The following is a 23411-nucleotide window of genomic DNA, read 5'->3' as shown; positions in this document are numbered from 1 at the left end:
TAGCGGCCCGGGCGCTGCTAGTCTGCGGCCATGTTCCTCTTCTGTGCGTAGCCTCCCTCGCCGACCACACCCGTGACGTCACCCCGGGCCGTGGCTGTTCGGCGTTCGCTGTTCGTCCTTCCCGCAGGCTTCGCTGACCCAGATCGACTTGAGTTGAGGAACTCCCATGTCTTCGTCCTCCTACCGGGCGTTGCTGCGCATACCCGGCGCCGCGCCCGTCTTCGCCACCGCCCTCGTCGGGCGACTCTCCTACGGCACCGTCTCGCTCGCCCTGGTGCTGACGGTGCGCCACCGCACCGGCTCGTACGCCGCCGTGGGCGTGGTGCTGGCCGTCTTCGGCCTGACCTGCGCCGCGCTGGCGCCGGTGCGGGCCGCGCTGATCGACCGTCACGGGGCGCGCCGGATGCTGCCGGCGCTAAGCCTGCCGTACGGCGGGCTGCTGCTCGCGCTGACGCTGGTCAGCGGCGAGCGGGCGCTGGTCGTGCTGGCGGCGGCGGCCGGGGCGTGCGCTCCCCCGCTGGGGCCGGTGCTGCGGGCCCGCTGGAGTGAACTGCTGGGCCCGCACGGGCTGTTGGAACGCGCCTTCAGTCTGGACGCGGTGGCCGAGGAGCTGCTGTACGTCGGCGGACCGCTGCTGGTCGGGGTGGTCGGCGGCGGCGCGGGGCTGGTGCTGAGCGCCGCGCTGGTGGTCGGCGGTGCGCTGGGGCTGGCCCGGCTCACCCCGGCGCGGGCGGCCACGGCCGGGCCGCGGGACGGGGCGAGCGCGGGACAGCGCACGGGCACCGGAGCCCGGGCCGGGCGGGTGCGCGGGATCGGGCGACCGGTGGCGCTGGCCTGGGCGCTCGGGCTCGCGCTGGGCGGGCTCAGCCTGCTGCTGGTGGTCACGGTCGGCGCGCGCGGGCAGGCGGGCGCGCTCGCCTGGCTGGAGGCGGCGCTGGCGGCGGGCAGCGCGGTGGGCGGTCTGGCGCACGGCGCGGTGCGCTGGCGGCGCCCTGTGGCGGCCCGGCTGACCGCGACGGCGGCCGGGCTCGGCGGGCTGCTGGTGCTGACGGGCGGCGCCGTGAGCCTCGGCGGACTGGTCGCGGTGGCCGTGGCGGTGGCGGCGGTCGGTCTGCTGGTGAGCCCGACGCTGGCCACCGCGTACGTGCTGGCGGACCAGCGGGCGGCGGCCGAGCAGCGGACCCGGGCGGGGAGCTGGGTGAACACCGCCTTCAACGCCGGGTCGGCGCTGGGCACGGCGGCGGCCGGGCCGCTGGCCGGGCGCCTGCCGCTGCCGCTCTGCTTCGCCTGCGCGGCGGCGCCACTGGTGCTGGTCGCGCTCGCCCCGGCGTGGCGCGGGTGGCGGGCCGTCGAGCAGTCGGCACCGGCCGTCGAGCAGCCGGCGCCGGCGCGGGTCTGAGGTCCCGGGGTGTGAGACACCCCGGGGCCTCGGGTCAGCCCAGGGGCGCGGTCACGCTCAGCGTGCGGACGGCGAGGTCGATCTGGTCGTCCGTCAGGTCCGCCCGCGCCGTCAGGCGCAGCCGGGAGTAGCCGTCCGGCACGGACGGCGGGCGGAAGCAGCCCACCGCCAGCCCGGCCGCGCGGCAGGCCGCGGCCCAGGCCACCGCCTGCTCGGGGCCGGGCGCGCGGACCGAGACCACGGCCGCGTCCGGCTCGCTCGCCCGCAGGCCCGCGTCGGTCAGGCGGGCGGCCAGGGTCCGCGCGACCTCGCGGGCGCGCTCGGCGCGGGCCGGCTCGGCGCGCAGCAGGCGCAGCGCGGCCAGCGCCGCGCCGACGGCGGCGGGGGCGAGCCCGGTGTCGAAGATGAAGGTGCGCGCGGTCTCGACCAGGTGCCGGATCACCCGGCGGGGCCCGAGCACCACGCCGCCCTGGGAGCCGAGCGACTTGGAGAGCGTGGCGGTGGCCACCACGTCCGGCTCCCCCGCGAGCCCGGCGGCGGTCAGCGCGCCGCGCCCACCGGTGCCCAGCACCCCGAGGCCGTGCGCGTCGTCCACCAGCAGTGCGGCGCCGTGGGCCCGGGCGGCGGCGGCCAGCCCGGTCAGCGGGGCGGCGTTGCCGTCCACCGAGAAGACGGTGTCGCTGACCAGCAGTGCGCGCGGCTGGTGGCGCTCGGCGAGCACCGCGGCCGCCGCGCCGGGGTCGGCGTGCGGGGCCCGGTGCACGTCCGCGCGCGACAGCCGGCAGCCGTCGATCAGCGAGGCGTGGTTGTAGGCGTCGGAGACGATCAGCGTGTCGGGGTCGGTGAGCGCGGTGAGGGCGGCCAGGTTGGCCGCATAGCCGGAGGAGAAGACCAGGGCGGCCTCCACGCCGTAGAAGTCGGCCAGCTCGACCTCCAGCTCGGTGTGCAGCTCGGTGGTGCCGGTGACCAGGCGGGACCCGGTGGCCCCGGCGCCCCAGCGCAGCGCGGCCTCGGCGGCGGCCCGGGTCACCACGGGGTGGTGGGTCAGGCCGAGGTAGTCGTTGCCGGCCAGGTCGAGCACCGGGTCCTGGGCGGGGCGGCCGCGCAGTGTGCGGGTCAGGCCGGCCCGGGCGCGCAGCTCGGCGGCCTCGTCGAGCCAGTCGAAGACGGCGGCGGGCGCGCTGGTCCTTCTCGCCGTGGCGGGGTGCTGGATCATGTGCGGCAGCCTGGCACGGTGTGCGGGAGGCAGGCAATGTGCGCCCGCGCACAAGCACGGCGCGGGTGGCTGTGGAGTGGCGACAGCCGGCCCGCGGACCCGATCTTTGCCCAGCCCGACAGGCAACAGGCAAGATAGGGCGGTGACCCTCCTTGATCTGATGCCCAGGCCCGCCGACCCCGACGCGTTGTACACCACCTTCGCCGCGTGGGCCGAGGAGCGGGGCATCACGCTCTACCCCGCTCAGGAGGAGGCGCTGATCGAGCTCTTCACCGGCGCGAACGTGATCCTGGCGACCCCCACTGGGTCCGGCAAGTCCCTGGTGGCGGCGGGCGCGCACTTCGCGGCACTGGCGGAGGGCAAGCGGACCTTCTACACCGCCCCGATCAAGGCACTGGTCTCGGAGAAGTTCTTCGACCTGTGCAAGATCTTCGGCACCGAGCAGGTCGGCATGATGACCGGCGACGCGAGCGTGAACCCGACCGCGCCGATCATCTGCTGCACCGCCGAGGTGCTGGCGAACATCGCGCTGCGCGACGGCGACCGGGCCGACATCGGCCAGGTGGTGATGGACGAGTTCCACTTCTACGCCGAGCCGGACCGCGGCTGGGCCTGGCAGATCCCGATCCTGGAGCTGCCGCAGGTGCAGTTCCTGCTGATGTCGGCGACGCTGGGCGACATGCGCCGGTTCGAGGAGGACCTGACCCGGCGCACCGGGCGCCCGACCACCGTGGTGCGCTCGGTGACCCGCCCGGTGCCGCTCTTCTACGAGTACAAGCGCACCACCCTGCACGACACCCTGGAGGAGTTGCTGACGACCGGTCAGGCACCGGTCTACGTCGTGCACTTCACCCAGAAGGAGGCGGTGGAGCGGGCCCAGTCGCTGATGAGCATCAACATGTGCTCGAAGGCGGAGAAGGACGCGATCGCCGCGCTGATCGGCAACTTCCGCTTCACCACCAAGTTCGGCCGCAACCTGTCGCGCTTCGTCCGGCACGGCATCGGCGTGCACCACGCGGGGATGCTGCCCAAGTATCGCCGGCTGGTCGAACGCCTGGCCCAGGCAGGCCTGTTGAAGGTGATCTGCGGCACCGACACGCTGGGCGTGGGCGTCAACGTGCCGATCCGCACGGTGCTGTTCACCGCGCTGTCCAAGTACGACGGGGTCAAGGTGCGGGTGCTGCGGGCCCGGGAGTTCCACCAGATCGCCGGGCGGGCCGGGCGGGCCGGCTTCGACACGGTGGGCCAGGTGGTCGCGCAGGCGCCCGAGCACGTGGTGGAGAACGACAAGGCGCTCGCCAAGGCCGGCGACGACCCGAAGAAGAAGCGCAAGGTGGTGCGCAAGAAGGCGCCGGAAGGTTTCGTCGGCTGGACCGAGGAGACCTTCGAGCGCCTGATCGCCGCCGAGCCCGAACCGCTGGTCTCCCGGTTCCGGGTCAGCCACGCGATGCTGCTCGCGGTGATCGGCCGCCCCGGCAACGCCTTCGAGGCGATGCGCAAACTGCTCACCGACAACCACGAGGACCGCTCCGCCCAGCGCCGTCACATCCGTTCGACGATCGCCATCTACCGTTCGCTGCTGGCCGGCGGCGTGGTGGAGCGGCTGGCCGAGCCGGACGCCGACGGGCGGATCGTGCGCCTGACCGTCGACCTGCAGGAGAACTTCGCGCTCAACCAGCCGCTGTCCACCTTCGCGCTGGCCTCCTTCGAGCTGCTCGACACCGAGTCGCCCAGCTACGCGATGGACGTGGTCTCGGTGGTCGAGGCGACCCTGGACGACCCGCGCCAGATCCTGGCCGCGCAGCAGAACAAGGCGCGCGGCGAGGCGATCGGGGAGATGAAGCGCGACGGGATCGAGTACGAGGAGCGGATGGAGCGCCTGCAGGAGGTGACCTATCCCAAGCCGCTGGAGGAGCTGCTCAACCACGCCTACGAGGTGTACCGGCGGGCCCACCCGTGGATCGGCGACTACCAGCTGCAGCCCAAGTCGGTGGTGCGCGACCTGTTCGAGCGCGCCATGAACTTCACCGACTACGTCGGCCACTACGACCTGGCCCGCACCGAGGGCATCGTGCTGCGCTACCTGGCCGGCGCCTACAAGGCGTTGGAGCAGACCGTCCCCGAGGACAGCAAGACCGAGGCGCTCAAGGACGTGATCGCCTGGCTGGGCGAGCTGGTCCGCCAGGTCGACTCCAGCCTGCTGGACGAGTGGGAGCAGCTCGCCAACCCCACCGAGGAGGACGAGGACGAGCGCGAGGTGGAGAGCCGGCCGCTGCCGGTCACCGCCAACGCGCGCGCCTTCCGGGTGCTGGTGCGCAACGAGATGTTCCGCCGGGTGGAGCTGTGCGCGCTCGAACGCTACCGGGAACTGGGCGAGTTGGACGGCGAGGACGGCTGGGACGCGGACCGCTGGGCGGACGCGATGGACGCCTACTACGAGGAGCACGACAACCTGGGCACCGGGCCCGACGCCCGCGGTCCCCGGATGCTGCTGATCGAGGAGGACGAGGCGGACGGCAGCTGGCGGGTGCGGCAGATCTTCGACGACCCGGCGGGCGACCACGACTGGGGGATCAGCGCGGTGGTCGACCTGTTCGGCTCGGACGCCGAGGGCCGGGCCGTGCTGCGGGTCACCGCGGTCGACCGGCTGGGCTGAGGCCCTGACGCCGAGCGGGGGCTGACGATCCGTCAGCCCCCGCTCCGGCGTTGCCGCACCGGCCGGTCAGCTCCAGATGAAGGCGGCGTCCACCGTGTAGGAGGCCGCGTGGGTGGCCTGGTCGAGGTCCTGCTGATCCTGCGTGGTGACCGGGCTGTGCCCGTCCACGAAGCGGGAGCTGGTCACCGTGACGTAGTGCCGCACCGCCTCCACCTTGGGCGGCTGGTCGGCCTTGGCCGTGCCCCCCGGCGGGGCGACGGGCGTGGGCCCGCCGGGCGCCGGGGCGGTTCCGGAGCCGGGTGCGGCGGCAGCGGGCGAGGCCGCGGCGAAGGTGCCGTCCGCCTGCACCCACCTGACCACGCTGCCCTGCCCGCGCATCAGCTGGGCCACCTTGGCGCTGGCCTGGTCGCTGGCGAACCGCAGCACCGTCGAGCTGGTCAGCACCTTGCCGTCCTGACGGCTGAACTCGACCGCCAGATAACCCTGGCAGCTCTGGTCCTGCAGGACGTTCTGGGCCGCGTCCTGCAGGGCCTGCGCGCAGTCCGGACCCTGCCGGGCCCCGGCGAGCCGGCCCTTGTAGGCCTCCAGGTCGATCGGCCGGGCCGCCGGGAAGAGGCGGTTCACGTCGAACGGGTTGGGGTTCTCCGAGGAGGCCGGCAGCGGGCCGCCGACCACCGAGGGCGACGGGAGGTCCTTGCTGGAGGGGCCGAGCCCGGGCAGCCAGTCGCCGGGGTGCGGCGTGGAGACGATCCAACCGCCGGCGCCGAGCGCGACCACCGTGACGGACCCGACCAGCAGCCGCCTGGGACCGCCACGCACACCGCTTCTGACTCGGCTCGGCGCGTCATCGGAGCCGGCGGGTATCGGGTGGGAGTCCCCCTGCGTGGTCATGGCGAGATTCTAAGCAGCCGCTCGGCCGCGCAGGTCAGCGGGGATCCGTCAGAAGCAGGGCGGAGCGCCGGAGCTGACGGTGCGCGGGGCGGCGTCCCCGGGAGGACACTCAGGAGGCGGCGGGTCACGGCCTTCCGCGCCGGGCCCGCTCCCAGCCTCCGGCCAGGAAACCCGCAGCCCACGGGCGAGTGATCGGGGGCGAACGATCCCTTTTGGCGCCACTGTGACAACTCGCACACCCGCACGGCGATCTTCTGGCCGATTCGCTATGGCGCCGCTCAAGGTCGTCCGGGCAGGATCAGGTCCATGGATCTGCTCGACACCCTCATCGCCAAAGGCCTGAACCGCGAGCTCCCCACCCGGGAGGAGGCTCTGGCCGTCCTGGCCACCACCGACGACCAACTGCTCGACGTGGTCGCGGCCGCCGGTCGGGTGCGCCGGCAGTGGTTCGGCCGCCGGGTCAAGCTCAACTACCTGGTCAACCTGAAGAGCGGCCTGTGCCCCGAGGACTGCTCGTACTGTTCGCAGCGCCTCGGCGCCGACACGGGCATCCTCAAGTACACCTGGCTGAAGCCGGATCAGGCCGCCGAGGCCGCCACCGCCGGGGTCCAGGGCGGCGCCAAGCGGGTCTGCCTGGTGGCCAGCGGGCGGGGGCCGACGGACCGCGACATCGACCGGGTCACCAACACCATCGCGGCGATCAAGGAGCAGGAGCCGGCCGTCGAGATCTGCGCCTGCCTGGGCCTGCTCTCCGACAACCAGGCCGAGCGGCTGCGGGCGGCCGGTGTGGACGCCTACAACCACAACCTGAACACCTCCGAGGGCACCTACGGCGACATCACCACCACCCACACCTACGCGGACCGGGTGGACACCGTGCAGAAGGCGCACGGCGCGGGCCTGTCGGCCTGCTCCGGCCTGATCGCGGGCATGGGCGAGAGTCCCGAGGACCTGGTCGACGTGGTCTTCGCGCTGCGCGAGCTGGGCTCGGACTCGGTGCCGGTCAACTTCCTGATCCCGTTCGAGGGCACCCCGCTGGCCAAGGAGTGGCACCTCACGCCGCAGCACTGCCTGCGGATCCTGGCGATGGTCCGCTTCGTCCACCCGGACTCCGAGGTGCGGATCGCCGGTGGGCGCGAGCTGCACCTGCGCACCCTGCAGCCGCTGGGCCTGCACATCGCCAACTCGATCTTCCTGGGCGACTACCTGACCAGTGAGGGCCAGGCCGGCCAGGCCGACCTCGACATGATCAAGGACGCGGGCTTCGAGGTCGAGGGCCAGGGCGAGCGGACGCTGCCCCGCCACCGGTCCGAGCTGGCCGAACAGGCCGCGCAGGCCGGCGGCTGCGGCGGTCACGGTGCGGCGGCGGGCGGCTGCGGCGGCCACGACGCAACGGCCACGGGCGGCGGCTGCGGCAGCCACGGCCAAGCGGCCGGCGGCGGCTGCGGGCCGTGCGGGCAGAGCGCGCCGGACGCCCGGGAGGCCGAGCGGACCGAGCAGACCGAGCAGACCGAACTGACCGAACCCGGGAACGAGCTCCGCTCCGACCTGGTGCGGGTCCGACTGCGTGGCGCGGGCACCGAGCTCGCCCCGAACGCCTGAGGCCTGCCGTGATGGACACCTCTGCCCTGCTCGCCCTCGACCGGGCGCACGTCTGGCACCCCTACGGACCGATGCCCGGCACGCAGTCGCCCCACGTGGTGGAGTCGGCCGCGGGCGTACGCCTGCGACTGGCCGAACCGGCGGGCGGACACCGCGAGTTGGTGGACGGGATGTCCTCCTGGTGGGCGGCGGTGCACGGCTACAACCACCCGGTTCTCAACGAGGCGATCCGCGAGCAGCTGGGCCGGATGAGCCATGTGATGTTCGGCGGGCTCACCCATGAGCCCGCCGTCCGGCTGGCCGGCACGCTGGTGGAGATCACCCCCGAGCCGCTGCGGCACGTCTTCCTGGCCGACTCCGGCTCGGTCGCGGTCGAGGTCGCGATGAAGATGTGCCTGCAGTACTGGCAGTCGATCGGGCGGCCCGCCAAGCAGCGCCTGCTCACCTGGCGCGGCGGCTACCACGGCGACACCTTCCACCCGATGTCGGTCTGCGACCCCGAGGGCGGGATGCACCAGTTGTGGGGCGGCGTGCTGCCCCGTCAGCTCTTCGCCGCCGAGCCGCCGGCCGGCTTCGACACCGAGGTCGACCCCCACTACGCGGCCGCCCTGGCCGAGCTGATCGAACGCAACGCCGGGGAACTGGCCGCCGTGATCGTGGAGCCGGTCGTGCAGGGCGCCGGCGGGATGCGCTTCCACTCCCCCGGCTACCTGCGGCTGCTGCGCGAACTGTGCGACCGGCACGACGTGTTGCTGATCTTCGACGAGATCGCCACCGGCTTCGGCCGCAGCGGCGCGCTGTTCGCCGCCGACCACGCGGGCGTCAGCCCCGACGTGATGTGCCTGGGCAAGGCGCTGACCGGCGGCTACCTGACCATGGCCGCCACCCTGTGCACCAGCAGGGTGGCCGACGGGATCAGCCGGGGTGAGGTGCCGGTGCTCGCGCACGGGCCGACCTTCATGGGCAACCCGCTGGCGGCGGCCGTGGCGAACGCCTCGATCGGCCTGCTGCTCGGCCAGGACTGGCAGCGGGAGGTCAAGCGGATCGAGACCGGCCTCCAGGAGGGCCTGGCAGCGGCCCGCGAGACGCCCGGCGTCGCGGACGTGCGGGTGCTCGGGGCGATCGGCGTGGTCCAGCTCGACCACCCGGTCGACGTCCGGGCGGCCACCGAGGCGGCGGCCCGCGAGGGCGTGTGGCTGCGGCCGTTCCGCGACCTGATCTACACCATGCCGCCCTACATCACGGGCGAGGAGGACCTCGCCCGGATCGGCGCGGCGGTACGCGCGGCGGCGGTGGCGGGATGAGCCGGACAGCCCAGAGCGGCCGGACCGCCCGGAGCGGCCGGCGACCGAATGCACGACGGATGAACGAGGTGGGTCAGTGAGTCGGGTGCTGTTCGTGACCGGGACCGGCACCGAGGTCGGCAAGACCGCGGTGACGGCGGCGGTGGCCGCGCTCGCGGTGCGCGCCGGGCTGCGCACCGCGGTGCTCAAGCCGGGCCAGACCGGCGTGGCGCCGCAGGAGCCCGGGGACGCGCAGGAGGTGGCACGCCTGGTCGGGACCGGCGCCCCGCTGACCATCCGCGAGCTGGTCCGCTACCCCGAGCCGCTCTCCCCGGAACGGGCCGCGCTGCGGTCCGGGCTGCCGTTTCTGATGGTGCCTCAGTTCATCGCGGCAGTAGAGGAGTTGACCGCCTCCCACGACCTGGTGCTGGTCGAGGGAGCCGGCGGCCTGCTGGTCCGCTACGACACCGACGGCCTGACCCTGGCCGACCTGGCGCAGGCCGTGGACGGCGCCGAGCTGCTCCTGGTGGCCTCGCCGGGCCTGGGCACGCTCAACACCACCACCCTGACCGCCGAGGCGGTGCGGGCCCGCAAGCTGGCCATCGCCGGTGTGGTGGTGGGCAGTTGGCCCAGCGAGCCGGACCTGGCCACCCGCTGCAACGTCACCGACCTGCCGATCGCCGCCGGCGCCCCGCTGCTCGGCGCGCTGCCGACGGGCGCGCCGCAGGCGGCGGACTTCACCGAGCTGGCGGCCGCCTGCCTGGCGCCGGCCCTCGGCGGACGGTGGAACGCGGCGGCGTTCACGGCAGCCCAGGCGTAGACCCGCCCTCGCGCCCCTGGGCCGCACGGCGCCGACGCCCTGACGGCGCCGGTCCGGGCCGGCCACTCAGCCCGAGGGCTCCGAGAGCCGCCACACCGTGGTGCGCTTGACCGCGCTGTCCTCCAGATCGGCCAGCACCGGCACCTCGTACTCGGCGACGGCCGTGAAGCGCTCGCGCGGCAGGTAGGCCCGCCCCGGGTCGCCGACCAGCACCAGCGCGCCCCGGGCGTGCGCGCGCTCCAGGAAGGGCAGGAAGCGGGCCGCCATCGCGCGCTCGTAGAAGACGTCCCCGGCCAGTACCACCTCCGCCGGCGCACCGTCCCCGTCCAGCAGGTCCGCGCACTCGGCCGCGATCCGCACACCGTTGGCCGCGGCGTTGAGCCCGATCGCCGCCACCGCGTAGGCGTCGATCTCCGCGGCCCGCACGGTGCGCGCGCCGCTGCGTGCCGCGGCCACCCCCACCAGCCCCGAGCCGGCCGCCAGGTCGAGCACCGCCCGTCCGGCCACCGCCTGCGGGTGGTCGAGCACGTACCGGGCGACCCCGAGCCCGCCCGCCCAGGCGAAGGCCCAGAACGGCGGCGGCAGCCCGATCCGGCCGCGCGCCGACTCGGTCCGCTCCCACAGCTCGATCGCCTCCTGCGCCATGTGCAGGCTGATCTCCGGGACGAAGGGGACGACTCCGAGCCGGGTCTGTGCGCGCACGAACTCCTCGTTCGCGCACAGGGCGGGCTGCTCCGGGCACTGGGCCGGCGGGCTGACGAGATCGGACATGGTGCGTTCCTCTGCTCGTGACGTGCTACTGACATGCTTGCGCAGTGCCGCTCACCCGGCGGCGCCCGGCGGTTGAGCCGACCCTAGTGCACACCCCGGGGTTCGCCTCGCATCGCCTGACGCTCCGTCAGCTCACTCGGCCCCGCTCCGGCCTCGCTCCGGCCCCGCTCCGGCCCCGCTCCGCACCGGTCGAGCCCCGCTCCGCACCGGTCCGTTCCCGCACGGCCCCGGCCCGGCCCGGGCGGTGGCGGCCGCTAGGTCAACTTTCGATACCGAACCATTCATGAGCTGCGCATTTACTCGCGACCACGATGCCTCGCGGGTACGATCCGGCTGACGCCCTCCGGCGTGCGGTGCTCCCAGCGGCGCCGCCGGACGGCCCGTGCCGCGGAGCAACGGAGCTCACCGCGCACTTGTCACCGCGCGCCACCTGCAGTCGCGCGAACGCGGAAAGGCAGCGACTTGGCGGATCGGCTCACCGGAGGGGACTCCTCGCTGCTGCGTCGGATCAACGCCGCGGTCACCCTGCGCGCGCTGCGCGACGGGCAGGCCGTCACGCTGACCCAGCTGGTCGGCGACACCGGCCTGTCCCGGCCGACCGTCGAGGGCGTGATCGAGGGCCTGATGGAGTCCGGCCTGGTCGCCGAGGTGGACCAGGCCCAGGAGAGCGGCCGCCAGCGCGGCCGTCCGGCCCGCTGGTTCCGGTTCCGCGCCGAGGCCGGGCACATCCTGGGCATCGAGATCGGGGTCCACGTCATCCGCGTGGTGCTGGCCGATCTGACCGGACGCCAGATCGGCACCTTCGCGCGCCTGGTCGACGAGACGCTCGACGCCGAGGAGCGCCTGGGCGCCGCCCGCGCCGCCGTCGCCGAGGTGCTGCGCAAGGCCGGCGTCTCGCGCGACAACCTGTGGGCGGTCGGGGTGGGCACCCCCGGCATCGTGGACCGCGACGGCTCGGTGCGCCTGGGCACCGCGATGCCCGGCTGGACCGGCCTCGACCTCGGCGCCCGGCTGCGCCGCTCGTTCCGCTGCCCCGTGCTGATCGAGAACGACGCCAACCTGGCCGCCATCGCCGAGCACTGGCAGGGCGCGGCGGTCGGCATGGGCGATGTGGTCTTCGTGCTGGCCGGCCTGAGCCCCGGCGCCGGGTCGCTGATCAACGGGCGGCTGCACCGCGGCTTCGGCGGCGCGGCCGGCGAGATCGGCGCGCTGCACCTGCTCGGCCAGGAGGCCACCCCCGAGCGCCTGCTCTCCACCGGCGCCAAGCCGCTGGACCCGCTGGACGAGGCGGCCGTGGCCCGGGTGCTGGCCCTGGCCCGGGAGGGCGACGCGGTGGCCCAGGTGGCGATGGACCGCTTCCTGCAGCGCCTGGTGCACGACGTCGCGGCCCTGGTCCTGGCCATCGACCCGCAGTTGGTGGTGATCGGCGGCTGGGCGGCCGGGCTGGACGACGTCCTCTCGCCACTGCGCGAGCAGCTGGCGCTGTACTGCCTGCGGGCGCCGGAGGTGGCGCTCTCCACGCTGGGCGAGGACGTGGTGGCCCTGGGAGCGCTGCGGGTGGCGCTGGACCAGGTCGAGGAGCAGCTCTTCGCGGTGGACCAGCCGACCTCCCGCGGCTGAACGCGAACGGCCGAGGGCCGGGCCCCTTCCTGGGGGGTCCGGCCCTCGGGCCTCGCTCATGGAGCTTCGAGGCTCATGGAGCTTCGAGGTTCAGGAGGCGGTGCGCACCGGCGCCACCGGGGTGACCTCGACCAGGCCGGTCTCACCGAAGGTCAGCCGGCAGGTGTCGGCACGGTAGGTCGAGACCGCGAGCGCGGCCAGCCGGCCGCCCGAGGCGTACTGGGTGGTGACCACCAGGACCGGCGTGCCCGGCGGGCGCTGCAGCAGCACGGCCTCCTCGGCCTCGGCCACACCGAGCTCCACGGCCCGCGAATCGCCGTCCATGGTGAGCCGCTCCAGCCGGCGCAGCACCGAACGGGCCTGGTCCTCGGACTCCGCCGGCGCACCCGACAGCCGGATCTCGGGCAGCTGGGCCAGCACCGACTCCGGCACGTGCAGGGACTCGGTGGCCACCGTCTGCCCCTGCTCGACCCGCACCCGGCGCACCGTGTGCACCGTCTCGCCCACCGGGACGCCCAGCGCCTTGGCCAGCCGCTCGGCCGCGGGGCCGCTGACGCAGTCGACCGTGTGCCAGGACTGCTCGCGGCTGCCACCGGGCCAGCCCTCCTCGCGCCGGCTCACCGGCACGCCCACCCGCGGGGCGGCGACCAGGGTGCCGATGCCGCGGCGGCGGACCAGCCGGCCCTCCAGCTCCAGCTGGTCCAGGGCCTGGCGCAGGGTGGCCCGGGCCACGCCGAAACGGGCGGACAGCTCGCGCTCGTTGGGGATCACCTCACCGATGGAGAACTCCGAGTCGATGGCGCGCAGCAGCACCGTGCGCAGGTGCCAGTACTTCGGCTCCGGTACCGCCGTGAGCTGAGCTGTCCCCACCGTGTCCTCCACCCTGGCCCGCGATCGGCCGCTGTGGACGGGACCGCCGGCATCCTGAAGGACAGGGTGCGCCCCGGCCACACCGGCGCGTATCACCAGGTGGGGGCGCGGACTTTATCCGTCCTTCTTTATTAAAGGTCTTTGCAGTAAGCGACCCTAGGCTGCCCGCCGGGAGATGGTCAAGACCAATGACAAGCCTTGACGAGCCCGAAACACCCAGCAAACTCTCAGGCCTCACGACCCCCACCCACCCCACCTCCCGCGCCCCTCCCCCAAGCTGCCGTGATCCCCTGCCGACGCCCGGTAGGCTGCCCAGGTGACTGTGGTAACGACTGTGAATGTGAACGGGATTCGAGCCGCCGCCAAGAAGGGCTTCCTGGAGTGGCTCGCCGCCACCGAGGCGGACGTGCTCTGCCTGCAGGAGGTGCGCGCCGAGAGCGGCCAACTGCCGCCCGAGCTGCGCGAACTGCCGGGCTGGCACGCCGTCTGGGCCTCGGCCGCGGCCAAGGGCCGGGCCGGCGTGGCGGTCCTGTCGCGCACCGAGCCGCAGCGCACCCGGATCGGGTTCGGCTCGACCGAGTTCGACAGCTCCGGCCGGTACGCCGAGATCGACCTGCCCGGACTCACCGTCGCCAGCCTCTACCTGCCCTCCGGCGAGGTCGGCACCGAGCGCCAGGACGAGAAGGAACGCTTCATGGCGGAGTTCCTCGTCCACCTCACCGACCTGCGGGCCCGCGCCGCCGCCGACGGCCGCGAGGTGGTGGTCTGCGGCGACTGGAACATCGCGCACCGGGAGGCCGACCTCAAGAACTGGAAGGCCAACCAGAAGTCCGCCGGCTTCCTGCCCGAGGAACGCGCCTGGCTCGGCCGCGTCCTCGACGAGGCCGGCTACGTCGACGTGGTCCGCCGTCTCCACCCCGACCAGGAGGGCCCCTACAGCTGGTGGTCCTACCGCGGCCGCGCCTTCGACAACGACTCGGGGTGGCGGATCGACTATCTGATGGCCAGTCAGGGACTTGCGGACACCTGCGTCTCCGCCCGCGTCGAGCGCGCCGCCTCCCACGCCGAGCGGTGGTCCGACCACGCACCGGTGACCGCCGAGTTCGACCTCGGTCAACTCCCCCAGCGCTGACGGCAGATCGAGCGACCGGTTTCGGCTACCTCGGTCGGGGCCAGGCCGGGCGGCTGACCCGGCCGGAGTATCGGTCGGCTGCACCGTGCGCCTGGAGCAGGGGCCCGCCACCGGCCTGGTGCGGTGGCGGGCCTGACGGCTTTCCTTACCCGGGGGTCGCGCTCGACCCCGTGCCGTTCCAGTTCGTTGCGTCGTCGGCCAGTGCGTGGCGCTGTGCGGAGCTGCCGGACGAACGGACCGGCGCTCCGTTCGGGAGGGCATTTCCGGGGGGCCCGCTCAGGATGAACGTCAGTGTCAGCGTGGCGAAAACAAAGCACAGGCGCAAGGACATGGCTGAGTTGCGAAGGATCACGGGGAATATCCATTCTTGTCCGTTTCCGAGCTGCGCGCCGCCGGAAGGCCGCCGCGATGCGTCATCCTGGCAGATCGCGGTCAATACGCGATCAATACGCAGGTCGGGCGGTGCATTTGATGTCTCGTCAGGACGTGTGACCGGAGCGCGGGCGCGGTGGACCACACCGGGACGGCGGGCGCGGGTCGATCGTGCCTATCGCGGTACCGGTGGACCGGTGAGCGGTTCCGTCCGGTACCGGTGACACCGGACGGAACCGGACGGAACCGGACGGTGTCCGGCGCGTATCGATGTCCCGTTGATCAGCAGTTGATCGCCGTGAGCCACTATGGCGGAGCCACCGGTTGGTGGCACGACTCACTGCATCGGGCGCTCGGCCGCCGATCTCTCTCGTGAGCTTTCCCGCCGATGTCATTCATGGATTGCACTAAGAATTGGGTGGCTGTATGGACACTCCCGCGCAGCTTTTCGTCCGGCCAGATCCCCCAACCGTCCATGACGACGGCGCGTTGCCGTTTCCCCGGCATGCCGCCGGTTCAAGGGAGGGAGTTGGGGTGAAGTCGGCGTACAGGACACGACCGCACAGCGGAACGCCTCGTCCGGGTGCTGACCGGTGCACGGTCCCCGAGGCCGGTCTCACGCAGCTGAACCTCCTGGGGCCGCTCGAGATCCACGTGTCGGGCGTCGCCATGTCACCGGGAGGAGCGAAGTCGCAGATCCTTTTCGCCTACCTGTGCCTCCATGCCAACCGGCACGTCTCGATCAGCAACATCATCGAGGCCACCTGGGGGGAGGAGCCGCCGACGAGCGCGAGGAAGAACGTGCAGCTGTACGTCAGTCGGTTGCGCAGGCAGGTCGAGGACGCGGCCGACGTGCACCTGGTCACGACGGGCGACGGCTACCAGCTTTCGGCCGAAGCCGGCCAGGTGGACCTGGAGCGGTGCCAGCGGTTGTGGCGGCTCGGCAAGGAGAGTTTCGACAACGGCGCGCTCACGCAGGCGCGCGGGCACTTGCGCGAAGCGATCCAGCTGTGGCGGGGCAGGCCCCTCAGCGGCCTCACCGGGACCCTGGTCATGCAGGCCGAGGCCGCGAGGCTGGAACAGTTCCGGCTCGGCCTGCTGATGAAGTACTTCCAGGCACAGCTCGCGGACGACCAGCACGTCGAAGTGATTCCCGAACTCCTTGCCGCGGTCACCGCCTATCCCTACCAGGAGCGACTGCGTGCCGATCTCATGCTGGCCCTGTGGCGGTCCGGGCAGCGCCACGCCGCGCTCGCCACCTACCGCGAGGCGTATCAGCTCCTGGCCGACGAGCTGGGAATCACTCCGGGACGCCGGCTGGAGGCGCTGCACCAGGCGATCCTGGCCGACGACGCCGAACTGGTCAGTGATCTGACGGCGGACCGGAACATCTGCCCATGACGCCGGCGAGCCGGGGGCCGGGTGCTGTCCGCAGGGCTGCTCCGACGCGGGTCACAAACCGCGTTCCGTACCGCCCGTCCCGTACGCGCACCGGCCCGGCGCCTTCTCTCAGATCGTCTCAGCTGCTCCCCGCGACCACGACGTCGTCGACGAAGCGGCCCCCGAAGTCTCCCTTCCACACCGCGCTCAGCGGCGGCAGCCCCTCCAGCACCCCGGCCGCGGCGAGGGCGAGGAGCAGCTCTGTCATCACCTGGCGGGTCAGCGCGGCGCCCAGACACGCGTGCCGACCGCGCCCGAACGCGACATGGCGAGCCCCGGTCCGGTCGGTGCGGAACGTGTCCGGCTCCGCGAACCTCCTCGGGTCGCGGTTGGCCGCCACGAGTACGAGGACCACCCGCGACTCGGCCCGTACGGTGTGGCCGTGGAGGGTCATGTCGTTCAGTGCGCGTCGCGTGGCCAGGTGGAAGGGCGTGACCAGCCTCAGCGCCTCGTCCACGGCGCCGTCGCAGTCCGCCTCGAAGTCGATCTCGACGCCCTCCGGCCCGGTCACCGCCTCCAGCAGGCGGGCGACAGCCGAGGCGGTGGGTTCCAGCGCCCCGCTGACGAGCTGGGCGTACACCGCGGTGGCGTCCAGGAGGTCCAGGGATCCGTCGGACAGGGCACGGCTCAGTGCCGTGGCGAGGACTCCCCGCGGTTCCCGACAGCGTTGCGCGACGAGCCCGGTCAGCTCGTCGAGAGCCTTCTCCGCGCGGAGTCCGATGGCAGTGTCGTACGTCTCGATCGGCCCGACCTCCAGAATGCGGCCGGCGCAGTCGGCCAGCTCCGCCAAGGCGTCCGGCCGCTCGTCGAGCAAGCGGCACAGACCCGCCTCCAGCGCCGGCCTGACCACGGCGGAGAACAGCCTGTCGGGCGCCACCGCGGAACCGGTCGCCGCGACGGATTCCGCCACCGCGGCGACCACCTGCTGCACGGCGTCGGACGTGAACAGGGGCAGGAGCAGACGCCTCATGCCCGTGTGCCGCGGCGGGTCGGAGAACACGGGCCAGCGGTCGATGAACTCCGTCACTCGCCAGTACGTGTCCTCCTGCTCCTCCGTCAGGCCGGGTGGGCAGTAGGTCTCGACCTGCGCACCGAGCCGGGGATCGCGAAGCAGCTCGTACACGTCGTCATAGCGCGTCACGTACCAGGTGCTCGTGCTCTCGTCCCAGGCCACACCGTGTGACTCGCGCAGTTCGTCGAACCACTTGATCGGCGACACTTCCCGGTCCGTGCGAGCCGGCATCACCCCAGCCCCTGTCGTGGGGTCGGTCATCTCCGTCCATCCTTTCCCGTCCATGGGTTTTTCGGCAGCCGGCCCACTGCCGGGCTCCTAGAGCACCGACCGGTCGGCGAGCAGGTAGTTGCCCAACTCCCGGCGCGCCTCGGTCGATTCCGGCGCGGCGGCATAGGTGGTGGTGATCTGCCGCCGTCGGTCGCGACCACCGAACGACGCGTGGTAGGAGTGCGGGTCGAAGGCGATGAGGTCACCCGGGGCGGACTCGACGGCGAAAGCAGGCACCTCGGTGTTCTCCAAGCCGAGGAAATGGAGCGGATTCGCCAGCTCCGCGGCGACCGTGTCCCAGCTCCCGCCCCGCCGGTGCGTGCCCGGGATGATCCGCAGCGCTCCGGTGCCGCTGCCGAGCGGTTCCAGGTACTGAACGATCTTGAGCAGCCGCAGCGCACGGTGGTTGCCGTCCCGATGCCAGTAGCTGGCACCGTCGTACCGGACCCCGTCCCCGCCGACGTAGGCCACGTCGCCGCCCAGCAGCCGGCGTGCCAGCCGGGGGCAACGGCCGTCCGCGAGCAGAAGCTCCTGGAGCACCTCGCTGCGCTCGGCGATCCGGGCGACGCCCGCGCGTCCTTGTCGGCCGACCACCGGAAAGTTCGCGAAGACGTCCTCGAAGGCATCGGAGATCGCCGGCACGACGTCGTTCTGCACACCGCGCAGGTGCAGGAACCCGAACGTCCTGAAGCGTGCGACCTCGGCGTCCGTCACTGACAGAGTGGTGAGGCTCATCCGATGGGCACCGATCCCGAGACGTAGCGGTTGAGGAAGTAACGGCGGGTGTCGCGTTGTTCGGCCGCGGTCACCGGCTCACCGACACAGTTGAACGCCAGCTGTCGACGCACACTGCCGTGCCAGGCCGCGTGCAGGACGTTCGTGTCGAAGACGATGACGTCACCGGGCCGGGACTCGACCACCACCGCGGGAACCTCACCGCCGGCGAGGCCGAGATCCTCCTCGTGCCGGATGACGTGCCGGGTCGGCTCGCCGAGCCAGCCGTTGTCCGCCCGGTGCGATCCCGGGACGAAGCGCAGCGCTCCCGTGTCGTGCGTGGTGGCGTCGAGGTAGAGAACGAAGCGCAGGAACGGCGTCTCGTAGAACCCGTCCGAGTGCCAGTACGAGTCACCCACAAGGATGTTGGCGTCGCTGGTGATGATCTGATGGTCGCGCTCGAAGAACGCCCCGCAGATTCCGCGTACCAGGTCCGACCCGCAGACCAGCCCGAGTTCGGGCATCTCGGCGAGGACGTCGAACTTCGTCACCCGCTCGTCCGGTACGCCGTCCGCCGGCAGGCTCATCGTCCGGTCGAACGCGGTTCGCAGCTCGGCGACGGTTTCCGAGGCGGCGCCGCGGAGGTGGGCGAAGCCGAACACCGCCAGCTGGCGGGCCACTTCAACCTCACGCGGCGACATGGGCTCCCCCGGGCGAAGGACGCTGACCGGGGAACGACGTCCAGAGCGGCCCCGGCTCGTAGTCGTGCATCTGCTCCCTGTCCCGGGGACCGATGACCACGGCCTCGGGGGCGAAGATCTCGTGTATCTCGGAGATCCTGGCGGCGATCGACTCCGCTTCGCTGCCCGCTGGTGCGGCGTGCAGCCGCGAACCGCCCGAGAAGAGGCTGCGGATCACGAGGCGGTAGTCGGCGAGCAGCGCGAGCGTGCTCGTGTCCTGCGGATCCAGCTGGTCCGCCTCGCACATGATCAGGCTTCCGGCCGGCAGCCGGCCGGCGATCTGAGGCAGACTCACCTCCGGCAGGAGCACACTGACGCCGATGTGGTCCGCCTGTCCCGTTTCGGAGCAGTGCCTGGCGAACGCGGCGAAGTCGATGTCCGAGACCCGGGTCGGTTCGGGGTTGTGCACGAAGGCGACCTCGACGTGGTCGCGCCCCAGCCGCTTCAGGCTTCCCTGCAGGGACTTGACCAGCCCCTCACGGCTGTAGTCGAGCGTGGGCAGGGGCGTGGTGATGTCGACGCCGACCTTGGTCCACACCGAGGCGTCACCGGGAAGGTGGACGCCGAGGTCTTCCTCCGCCCTCCCGCGGGCATACGCGGGAGCGGTGTCGAAGGTACGGAACCCCTGTGCGATCGCGCCTTCGATGAAGTCCCGGCTCTCGTCGGTGTCGCGGCCCAGAACCATCAGGCCGTTGAACGATCCGGAGCAGCGCATGGTGCCGACGACGACTGCCGGCCCGTCCTGCGTCGTGTTCATGGTCGCCTCATCCCTCGCGAGTTTCCGGACGGCAGATCGCCATGCAGGCGAGCCCGGTGGTGGGCGGTTCGCAGAACGACCGCTCGAGTGCTGCGCCGATCTCCTGTCGCGTCGCGAAGACCGACACCTGCCGAGAGCTGTCGTAGGGGCAACGGCGCAGGAACCCGTCGGCGGACAGATACAGCCGCTCGGACTCGCAGGAGCGCGCCACCTCGCCGTGCAACCACGCGTGATAGTCCGACACCACCGCGGTCAGCTGCTCCGACATGCCGAAGAACGTGGAAATCAGCTCCAGGTCGCGCTCGAGTTCGGGATTCTCGAACCGGAACGTCGGCGACGGCAGAAGCGGGCTGACCTCGACCGGCACCTCCGCGGCCTCGGCCACGGCGGCGATCGCCTTCAGATCGTCCTCGTCCAGGCCGCAGGCGGTGACGTGCAGGCTCGCCCGACGATGCCCCAGCGCCTCGAAGACCGCAGGAGTCGAGGAGATCGTCCGGCCGGTGCGGCCCAGTTCCTCCGCCTTGCGGCTGTCGGCGGAAACGGTGATGTGACTGAGCATGCCCGCCACTTCGGCGAGCGCATCGAGCCGCGGCCCGGTCCTGGCGGCGGTGACCGCCGAGGCCCGAAAACCGAACTGGACGGCCACGCGGACGAGTTGGCCGAACTCGGGGTGGTCCGTCGGTTCACCACCCGACAGGCACAGCTCCTCGACGCCGACCTCGCGCAGACGGGACAGGGCCCGGGCGTAGGTGTCGAGGCTCAGCACGTCGCGTCCGACGTCGGCCCGGAAGCAGAACCGGCAGTTCACCGCGCAGTTGTCGGCCGTCGAGATCAGCACCCCGCGGAATGCCCCATACCGGTCGGTCACTGCAACCCCGTCTGGTCGGTGAGTGCGAGTTGGAGGCCCACCTGGAAGAAGTCGCACATCTGCGGGTCGGGCTCGGGGTTCTTGCGAAGGGCGACGTCGTTGCGGGACGGACCACCGCAGACGGCAGCGGCAGGGCACTCCCCGCACTGCTTGACCGGCAGCAGGTCCTTCCCCGCCCCCGCCAACAACTCCGGGTGATCGCGGAGTTGGCTGATCGGGAAGATGAACGACTCGTCGCGCCAGTTGAGGTCGAGGATGGAGATCCGCCCGCGCGACAGCAGCGCGGCGTTGAGGCCGCCGTCCTGCTGGATGTGTTCGTACAGCTTCGGCAGGCGCGTATCCAGTGCCTGGTAGATGCGGTCGAGCGAGGAGAACAGCATGGCGCCGCGGGACAGGGCCAGCAGCCGCGAACGGAAGACCGCGCGGGACAGGGCCTCGCCGTCGACGTGCCAGCGGCCGGAGATCGGTATCGGTGTGTTGACGTAGATGAAGTTGATGCCGAGCGACAGCACGTACTCGACGGTGTTCGGAAGATCGCTCACATTGATCGGCGTGGGGGTGAGGTTGCACCCCACGTGCACGCCGGCCTCGCGCAACCGCTGGATGTTCCGGTGGATCCGCTCGTCGGCCGGCTTCCCCGACAGCAGGAATCGCTCGATCTTGTTGGCGTCCGGAGCGCCGTCGAAGGAGACACCGACCCCGTACTTGAACTTCTTGAAGTGCTCGATCATGGGTTCCTTGATCAGGACACCATTGGTGACGACGGTGAACTGCACCCGTCCGACACCGTGCTTCTCGGCGAGTTCGAGGGCGTACTCGTCGCCGTACTTCATCAGGTCGAACCGGGTGGTCGGCTCTCCGCCGAACCACTGGATGGTGACCTCGTCCTGGCCGGCGTTCTGCTCGAAGAGGTACTCGAGCCCCTCGCGCAGCTCGGGGATGGTGATGTCGTCGGCGCCCGTGTTGGTGTCGACGAAGCAGTACGTGCAGGTCATGTTGCAACGGTCGGTCACCACGATGCGGTAACCACTGATCCGTGGCGGCGCTCCCGTCATGCCCAGTCCGCGGACCCGGTCGAGGACACGATCACGCTGCGGCGCGGTCGGCGGGTCCGGAGAGAAGCCCAGCTGCTTCATCTCCGCCATGAGCTCGGGGTCGAAGTCGTCGAGCCGCTTCATTTCGTCGGCGGTAAGACTTGCGCTCACCAGGGAGACAGGGTCGAAAACGATACCCTCTGCGCCCTGGGCCACAAGCAGGTATTTGTTCCAGAGCCGATCGGCATCATTGGTCATGGTGACCTCCTAAACGCGCGGAACCAGCCGTGCGTCGGAAAGAACCGCACGGTGAGGGGCCTGTTGCGGTGTCATCGCCGATCGCCGACAACACCGCAACAGGACGGGACTCTTACTCTTACTCTTCTTCTGAGATGTTCGCGTCCTTCAGGACGCCCTGAACGATCTCCGTGTAGTGCTTCTTGAGGTGCTCACTGTTCTCGGCCGTGGCACCGTCAGCGAGGACGATGATGCCGGGCAGCGACGGGTTGGGCGCCATCAGCACGATGCCGGGCGGGTCCAGGCTGATCGCCATGACCGCGTCCTCGACGGGCACCCACTCGATCTTCTCCTTGACCGCGTCCATGACGCTGACCTGCTTGGTCTTGAAGTCCTCGCGCTCGCCGAACCAGACGCCCGACTTTCCGCGTGATCCCACCGCATCGGCGTAGATCAGGTGGTTGTCCTTCTGTTCGCGTGGCTTGGGCATCCAAACCCCTCCTCAGAGCAGAGTCCGGTCCGTGCTGCCGCGGAGCCGAATGACCGAAAACTCCGCGGCCGCTTTCTGCGTGCACGTTCTGACCGCTGATGTTCAGTCTCACACGCAGGACCATAAACGCGGTTCATCCCCGGTATATTCGACGATCCCGCGGGCGGACGCACCGTTGTCGCCTTCGCGCACGAGTGAATCGCCGGCCTGTACGTCCAGCTCACCGGCCTTCTGTCCCGACCGGCCCGGCGCTCGGCCCTAGTGAATGCACTAGTTCTCCGTCGAGGTCTACCGGAAATTACCGCGTCGTGCGAACCTGGTTCTTCAAGTGGCTCGAAACGCTCTTCTCGCAGGGGCGTACGGGTTCTACTTGACGAAACCGTCGGCCACCCGGGGCGGCCAGGTGCCGGTCTTCAGCATTCCCGTCGAATAGGCGAGTGCGATCAGCGCCGCCCGGTTCGGCATGCCGAACTGCCGCAACATGCGGGCGATGTGGTAGTCGACGGTCTGGCGGCTGACGAACAGACGCGCCGCCAGGAACTCGGAGGTCAGGCCGGCCGCGGTCCCTTCCAGGACTTTCGCCGACATCTCACTGAGGCTCGGGCCGAGGCTCGCGGCATGCGGGGCGGATCCGTCCGCCGGGCGGGCGAGCTGTATGGCCAGCGCCCGGTTCGGCGAACTGCCCTTCAGCGCCGTGGCGGTGAGTGTCGCGATCAACGGCGCCGCCGACCGCCGCAGCAGCGCCGTCCGATGGCTGTACTTGTCCCGGACACCGAGGAGCAGCTGCTTCAAGTGGCCCTCAAGGCCCTCGCGGAGGTCGGGTGCCACGAGATTGCGAAATGGCTGCCCGCACAACTCCTCGGCCGATCCGCCGAACTGCCGGAAGAATTCCGGACTTGCGTACTGCACCTGTTGTTTCCGGTTGAGGAAGACCAATACCTCTCTGTCCGCGGTCAGCGCAGAACGATTCATTCGTGCTCCTGTGGAGGGGGATGACGGTCGCGCATCCGGTCGATCAGCCGTGCCATGTGCCGGTACTCACTCATACTGGCTCACGGTGATCAATGCCCGATCAACGGGAAGTCGATACGCGTCGGTTACCGCCCGAAACCATCCTTTTCCGCAGGAGTCCCTGCGTGGTGCGGCCACCGGTGACCGCACCACGCGGCGGACATGCTCCGCTCCACGACCGGCAGGGCATGTCCGCCTCGTTCCCC

General features: G+C 71.5%; 20 protein-coding genes. 8 read left to right on the top strand and 12 right to left on the bottom strand.

Translation table 11 applies throughout. The features are described from left to right. Positions 1 to 166: 166 nt before the first annotated feature. Positions 167 to 1399, top strand: coding sequence for an MFS transporter (locus ACFZB9_RS27265; RefSeq protein ID WP_391451400.1), 1233 nt, complete (start codon positions 167 to 169; stop codon positions 1397 to 1399). 34 nt (positions 1400 to 1433) lie between these two features. Here ACFZB9_RS27265 and ACFZB9_RS27260 read toward each other — a convergent pair whose 3' ends face one another. Then, positions 1434 to 2615, bottom strand: coding sequence for an 8-amino-7-oxononanoate synthase (locus ACFZB9_RS27260; RefSeq protein ID WP_391451398.1), 1182 nt, complete (start codon positions 2613 to 2615; stop codon positions 1434 to 1436). A 160-nt stretch (positions 2616 to 2775) separates the two neighbouring features. On the opposite strand from ACFZB9_RS27260, the gene ACFZB9_RS27255 reads away from it, so the two are divergent. Beyond that, a complete protein-coding gene (locus ACFZB9_RS27255) occupies positions 2776 to 5271 on the top strand; it encodes a DEAD/DEAH box helicase (protein WP_391451512.1) in 2496 nt (831 codons plus the stop codon). A 66-nt stretch (positions 5272 to 5337) separates the two neighbouring features. On the opposite strand, the gene ACFZB9_RS27250 is transcribed toward ACFZB9_RS27255, so the two are convergent. Then, a complete protein-coding gene (locus ACFZB9_RS27250; protein WP_391451397.1) occupies positions 5338 to 6162 on the bottom strand; it encodes a hypothetical protein in 825 nt (274 codons plus the stop codon). 306 nt (positions 6163 to 6468) lie between these two features. Here ACFZB9_RS27250 and bioB point away from each other — a divergent pair, with 306 nt between their 5' ends. The 3 genes from bioB to bioD all read left to right on the top strand — a co-directional run bounded on the left by bioB (position 6469) and on the right by bioD (position 9867). Continuing rightward, positions 6469 to 7764, top strand: a complete 1296-nt coding sequence (gene bioB / locus ACFZB9_RS27245) for a biotin synthase BioB (protein WP_391451395.1) — start codon at positions 6469 to 6471, stop codon at positions 7762 to 7764. 11 nt (positions 7765 to 7775) lie between these two features. Continuing rightward, positions 7776 to 9068: an adenosylmethionine--8-amino-7-oxononanoate transaminase gene (locus tag ACFZB9_RS27240; protein WP_391451393.1), complete on the top strand. Its 1293-nt coding sequence runs from the start codon at positions 7776 to 7778 to the stop codon at positions 9066 to 9068. 76 nt (positions 9069 to 9144) lie between these two features. Beyond that, on the top strand, positions 9145 to 9867 hold the full coding sequence (gene bioD, locus ACFZB9_RS27235) for a dethiobiotin synthase (RefSeq protein WP_391451391.1): 723 nt from the start codon (positions 9145 to 9147) through the stop codon (positions 9865 to 9867). 66 nt (positions 9868 to 9933) lie between these two features. Here the strand turns inward: bioD and ACFZB9_RS27230 are convergent, their stop codons facing one another. Continuing rightward, on the bottom strand, positions 9934 to 10638 hold the full coding sequence (locus tag ACFZB9_RS27230) for a class I SAM-dependent methyltransferase (RefSeq protein WP_391451390.1): 705 nt from the start codon (positions 10636 to 10638) through the stop codon (positions 9934 to 9936). Positions 10639 to 11100: 462 nt separating this feature from the next. On the opposite strand from ACFZB9_RS27230, the gene ACFZB9_RS27225 reads away from it, so the two are divergent. Further along, positions 11101 to 12258, top strand: a complete 1158-nt coding sequence (locus tag ACFZB9_RS27225; protein ID WP_391451388.1) for an ROK family protein — start codon at positions 11101 to 11103, stop codon at positions 12256 to 12258. 90 nt (positions 12259 to 12348) lie between these two features. On the opposite strand, the gene ACFZB9_RS27220 is transcribed toward ACFZB9_RS27225, so the two are convergent. Continuing rightward, the gene (locus tag ACFZB9_RS27220) at positions 12349 to 13128 is read right to left on the bottom strand and encodes a GntR family transcriptional regulator (protein ID WP_391451386.1); all 780 of its coding nucleotides are present in this window, start codon (positions 13126 to 13128) and stop codon (positions 12349 to 12351) included. 316 nt (positions 13129 to 13444) lie between these two features. Between ACFZB9_RS27220 and ACFZB9_RS27215 the strand changes: the two genes are divergently transcribed. Both ACFZB9_RS27215 and ACFZB9_RS27210 read left to right on the top strand, forming a co-directional pair. Continuing rightward, entirely contained in the window at positions 13445 to 14260 is an 816-nt protein-coding gene (locus ACFZB9_RS27215) for an exodeoxyribonuclease III (protein ID WP_391451384.1), read from the top strand. A 906-nt stretch (positions 14261 to 15166) separates the two neighbouring features. Continuing rightward, entirely contained in the window at positions 15167 to 16033 is an 867-nt protein-coding gene (locus tag ACFZB9_RS27210) for a BTAD domain-containing putative transcriptional regulator (RefSeq protein ID WP_391451382.1), read from the top strand. 118 nt (positions 16034 to 16151) lie between these two features. Here ACFZB9_RS27210 and ACFZB9_RS27205 read toward each other — a convergent pair whose 3' ends face one another. The 8 genes from ACFZB9_RS27205 to ACFZB9_RS27170 all read right to left on the bottom strand — a co-directional run bounded on the left by ACFZB9_RS27205 (position 16152) and on the right by ACFZB9_RS27170 (position 23166). Further along, on the bottom strand, positions 16152 to 17345 hold the full coding sequence (locus tag ACFZB9_RS27205) for a cytochrome P450 (protein WP_391451380.1): 1194 nt from the start codon (positions 17343 to 17345) through the stop codon (positions 16152 to 16154). 57 nt (positions 17346 to 17402) lie between these two features. After that, positions 17403 to 18089, bottom strand: coding sequence for a phytanoyl-CoA dioxygenase family protein (locus ACFZB9_RS27200; protein ID WP_391451378.1), 687 nt, complete (start codon positions 18087 to 18089; stop codon positions 17403 to 17405). Next, entirely contained in the window at positions 18086 to 18769 is a 684-nt protein-coding gene (locus ACFZB9_RS27195; RefSeq protein WP_391451376.1) for a phytanoyl-CoA dioxygenase family protein, read from the bottom strand. The genes ACFZB9_RS27200 and ACFZB9_RS27195 overlap by 4 nt, the downstream gene beginning before the upstream one ends. Beyond that, a complete protein-coding gene (locus ACFZB9_RS27190) occupies positions 18756 to 19565 on the bottom strand; it encodes an aldo/keto reductase (RefSeq protein ID WP_391451374.1) in 810 nt (269 codons plus the stop codon). The genes ACFZB9_RS27195 and ACFZB9_RS27190 overlap by 14 nt, the downstream gene beginning before the upstream one ends. Positions 19566 to 19572: 7 nt before the next feature. Continuing rightward, complete coding sequence (locus tag ACFZB9_RS27185) at positions 19573 to 20433, bottom strand: radical SAM protein (protein WP_391451372.1); 861 nt, start codon at positions 20431 to 20433, stop codon at positions 19573 to 19575. Further along, positions 20430 to 21725, bottom strand: a complete 1296-nt coding sequence (locus tag ACFZB9_RS27180) for a radical SAM protein (protein ID WP_391451370.1) — start codon at positions 21723 to 21725, stop codon at positions 20430 to 20432. Before ACFZB9_RS27180 ends, ACFZB9_RS27185 begins: the two co-directional genes overlap by 4 nt. A 118-nt stretch (positions 21726 to 21843) precedes the next feature. Further along, the gene (locus ACFZB9_RS27175) at positions 21844 to 22194 is read right to left on the bottom strand and encodes a hypothetical protein (protein WP_391451369.1); all 351 of its coding nucleotides are present in this window, start codon (positions 22192 to 22194) and stop codon (positions 21844 to 21846) included. A gap of 366 nt (positions 22195 to 22560) precedes the next feature. Further along, positions 22561 to 23166, bottom strand: a complete 606-nt coding sequence (locus ACFZB9_RS27170) for a LuxR C-terminal-related transcriptional regulator (RefSeq protein ID WP_391451367.1) — start codon at positions 23164 to 23166, stop codon at positions 22561 to 22563. Positions 23167 to 23411: the final 245 nt, after the last annotated feature.

The organism is Kitasatospora sp. NPDC008050, assembly GCF_042957465.1.
In the GTDB taxonomy this organism is placed as follows: domain Bacteria; phylum Actinomycetota; class Actinomycetes; order Streptomycetales; family Streptomycetaceae; genus Kitasatospora.
The sequence above is the reverse complement of the archived record's forward strand: the minus strand, read 5'-3'. Positions and strand labels throughout refer to the sequence as shown.

Excerpts from the sequence above, each read along its gene's own strand:
- ACFZB9_RS27240 (WP_391451393.1), top strand. The coding sequence starts at position 7,776 with ATGGACACCTCTGCCCTGCTCGCCCTCGACCGGGCGCACGTCTGGCAC.
- ACFZB9_RS27190 (WP_391451374.1), bottom strand. The coding sequence starts at position 19,565 with ATGAACACGACGCAGGACGGGCCGGCAGTCGTCGTCGGCACCATGCGC.
- ACFZB9_RS27200 (WP_391451378.1), bottom strand. The coding sequence starts at position 18,089 with ATGAGCCTCACCACTCTGTCAGTGACGGACGCCGAGGTCGCACGCTTC.
- ACFZB9_RS27180 (WP_391451370.1), bottom strand. The coding sequence starts at position 21,725 with ATGACCAATGATGCCGATCGGCTCTGGAACAAATACCTGCTTGTGGCC.
- bioB (WP_391451395.1), top strand. The coding sequence starts at position 6,469 with ATGGATCTGCTCGACACCCTCATCGCCAAAGGCCTGAACCGCGAGCTC.
- ACFZB9_RS27170 (WP_391451367.1), bottom strand. The coding sequence starts at position 23,166 with ATGAATCGTTCTGCGCTGACCGCGGACAGAGAGGTATTGGTCTTCCTC.
- ACFZB9_RS27205 (WP_391451380.1), bottom strand. The coding sequence starts at position 17,345 with ATGACCGACCCCACGACAGGGGCTGGGGTGATGCCGGCTCGCACGGAC.
- ACFZB9_RS27265 (WP_391451400.1), top strand. The coding sequence starts at position 167 with ATGTCTTCGTCCTCCTACCGGGCGTTGCTGCGCATACCCGGCGCCGCG.
- ACFZB9_RS27175 (WP_391451369.1), bottom strand. The coding sequence starts at position 22,194 with ATGCCCAAGCCACGCGAACAGAAGGACAACCACCTGATCTACGCCGAT.
- ACFZB9_RS27255 (WP_391451512.1), top strand. The coding sequence starts at position 2,776 with ATGCCCAGGCCCGCCGACCCCGACGCGTTGTACACCACCTTCGCCGCG.
- ACFZB9_RS27195 (WP_391451376.1), bottom strand. The coding sequence starts at position 18,769 with ATGTCGCCGCGTGAGGTTGAAGTGGCCCGCCAGCTGGCGGTGTTCGGC.
- ACFZB9_RS27260 (WP_391451398.1), bottom strand. The coding sequence starts at position 2,615 with ATGATCCAGCACCCCGCCACGGCGAGAAGGACCAGCGCGCCCGCCGCC.
- ACFZB9_RS27250 (WP_391451397.1), bottom strand. The coding sequence starts at position 6,162 with ATGACCACGCAGGGGGACTCCCACCCGATACCCGCCGGCTCCGATGAC.
- ACFZB9_RS27230 (WP_391451390.1), bottom strand. The coding sequence starts at position 10,638 with ATGTCCGATCTCGTCAGCCCGCCGGCCCAGTGCCCGGAGCAGCCCGCC.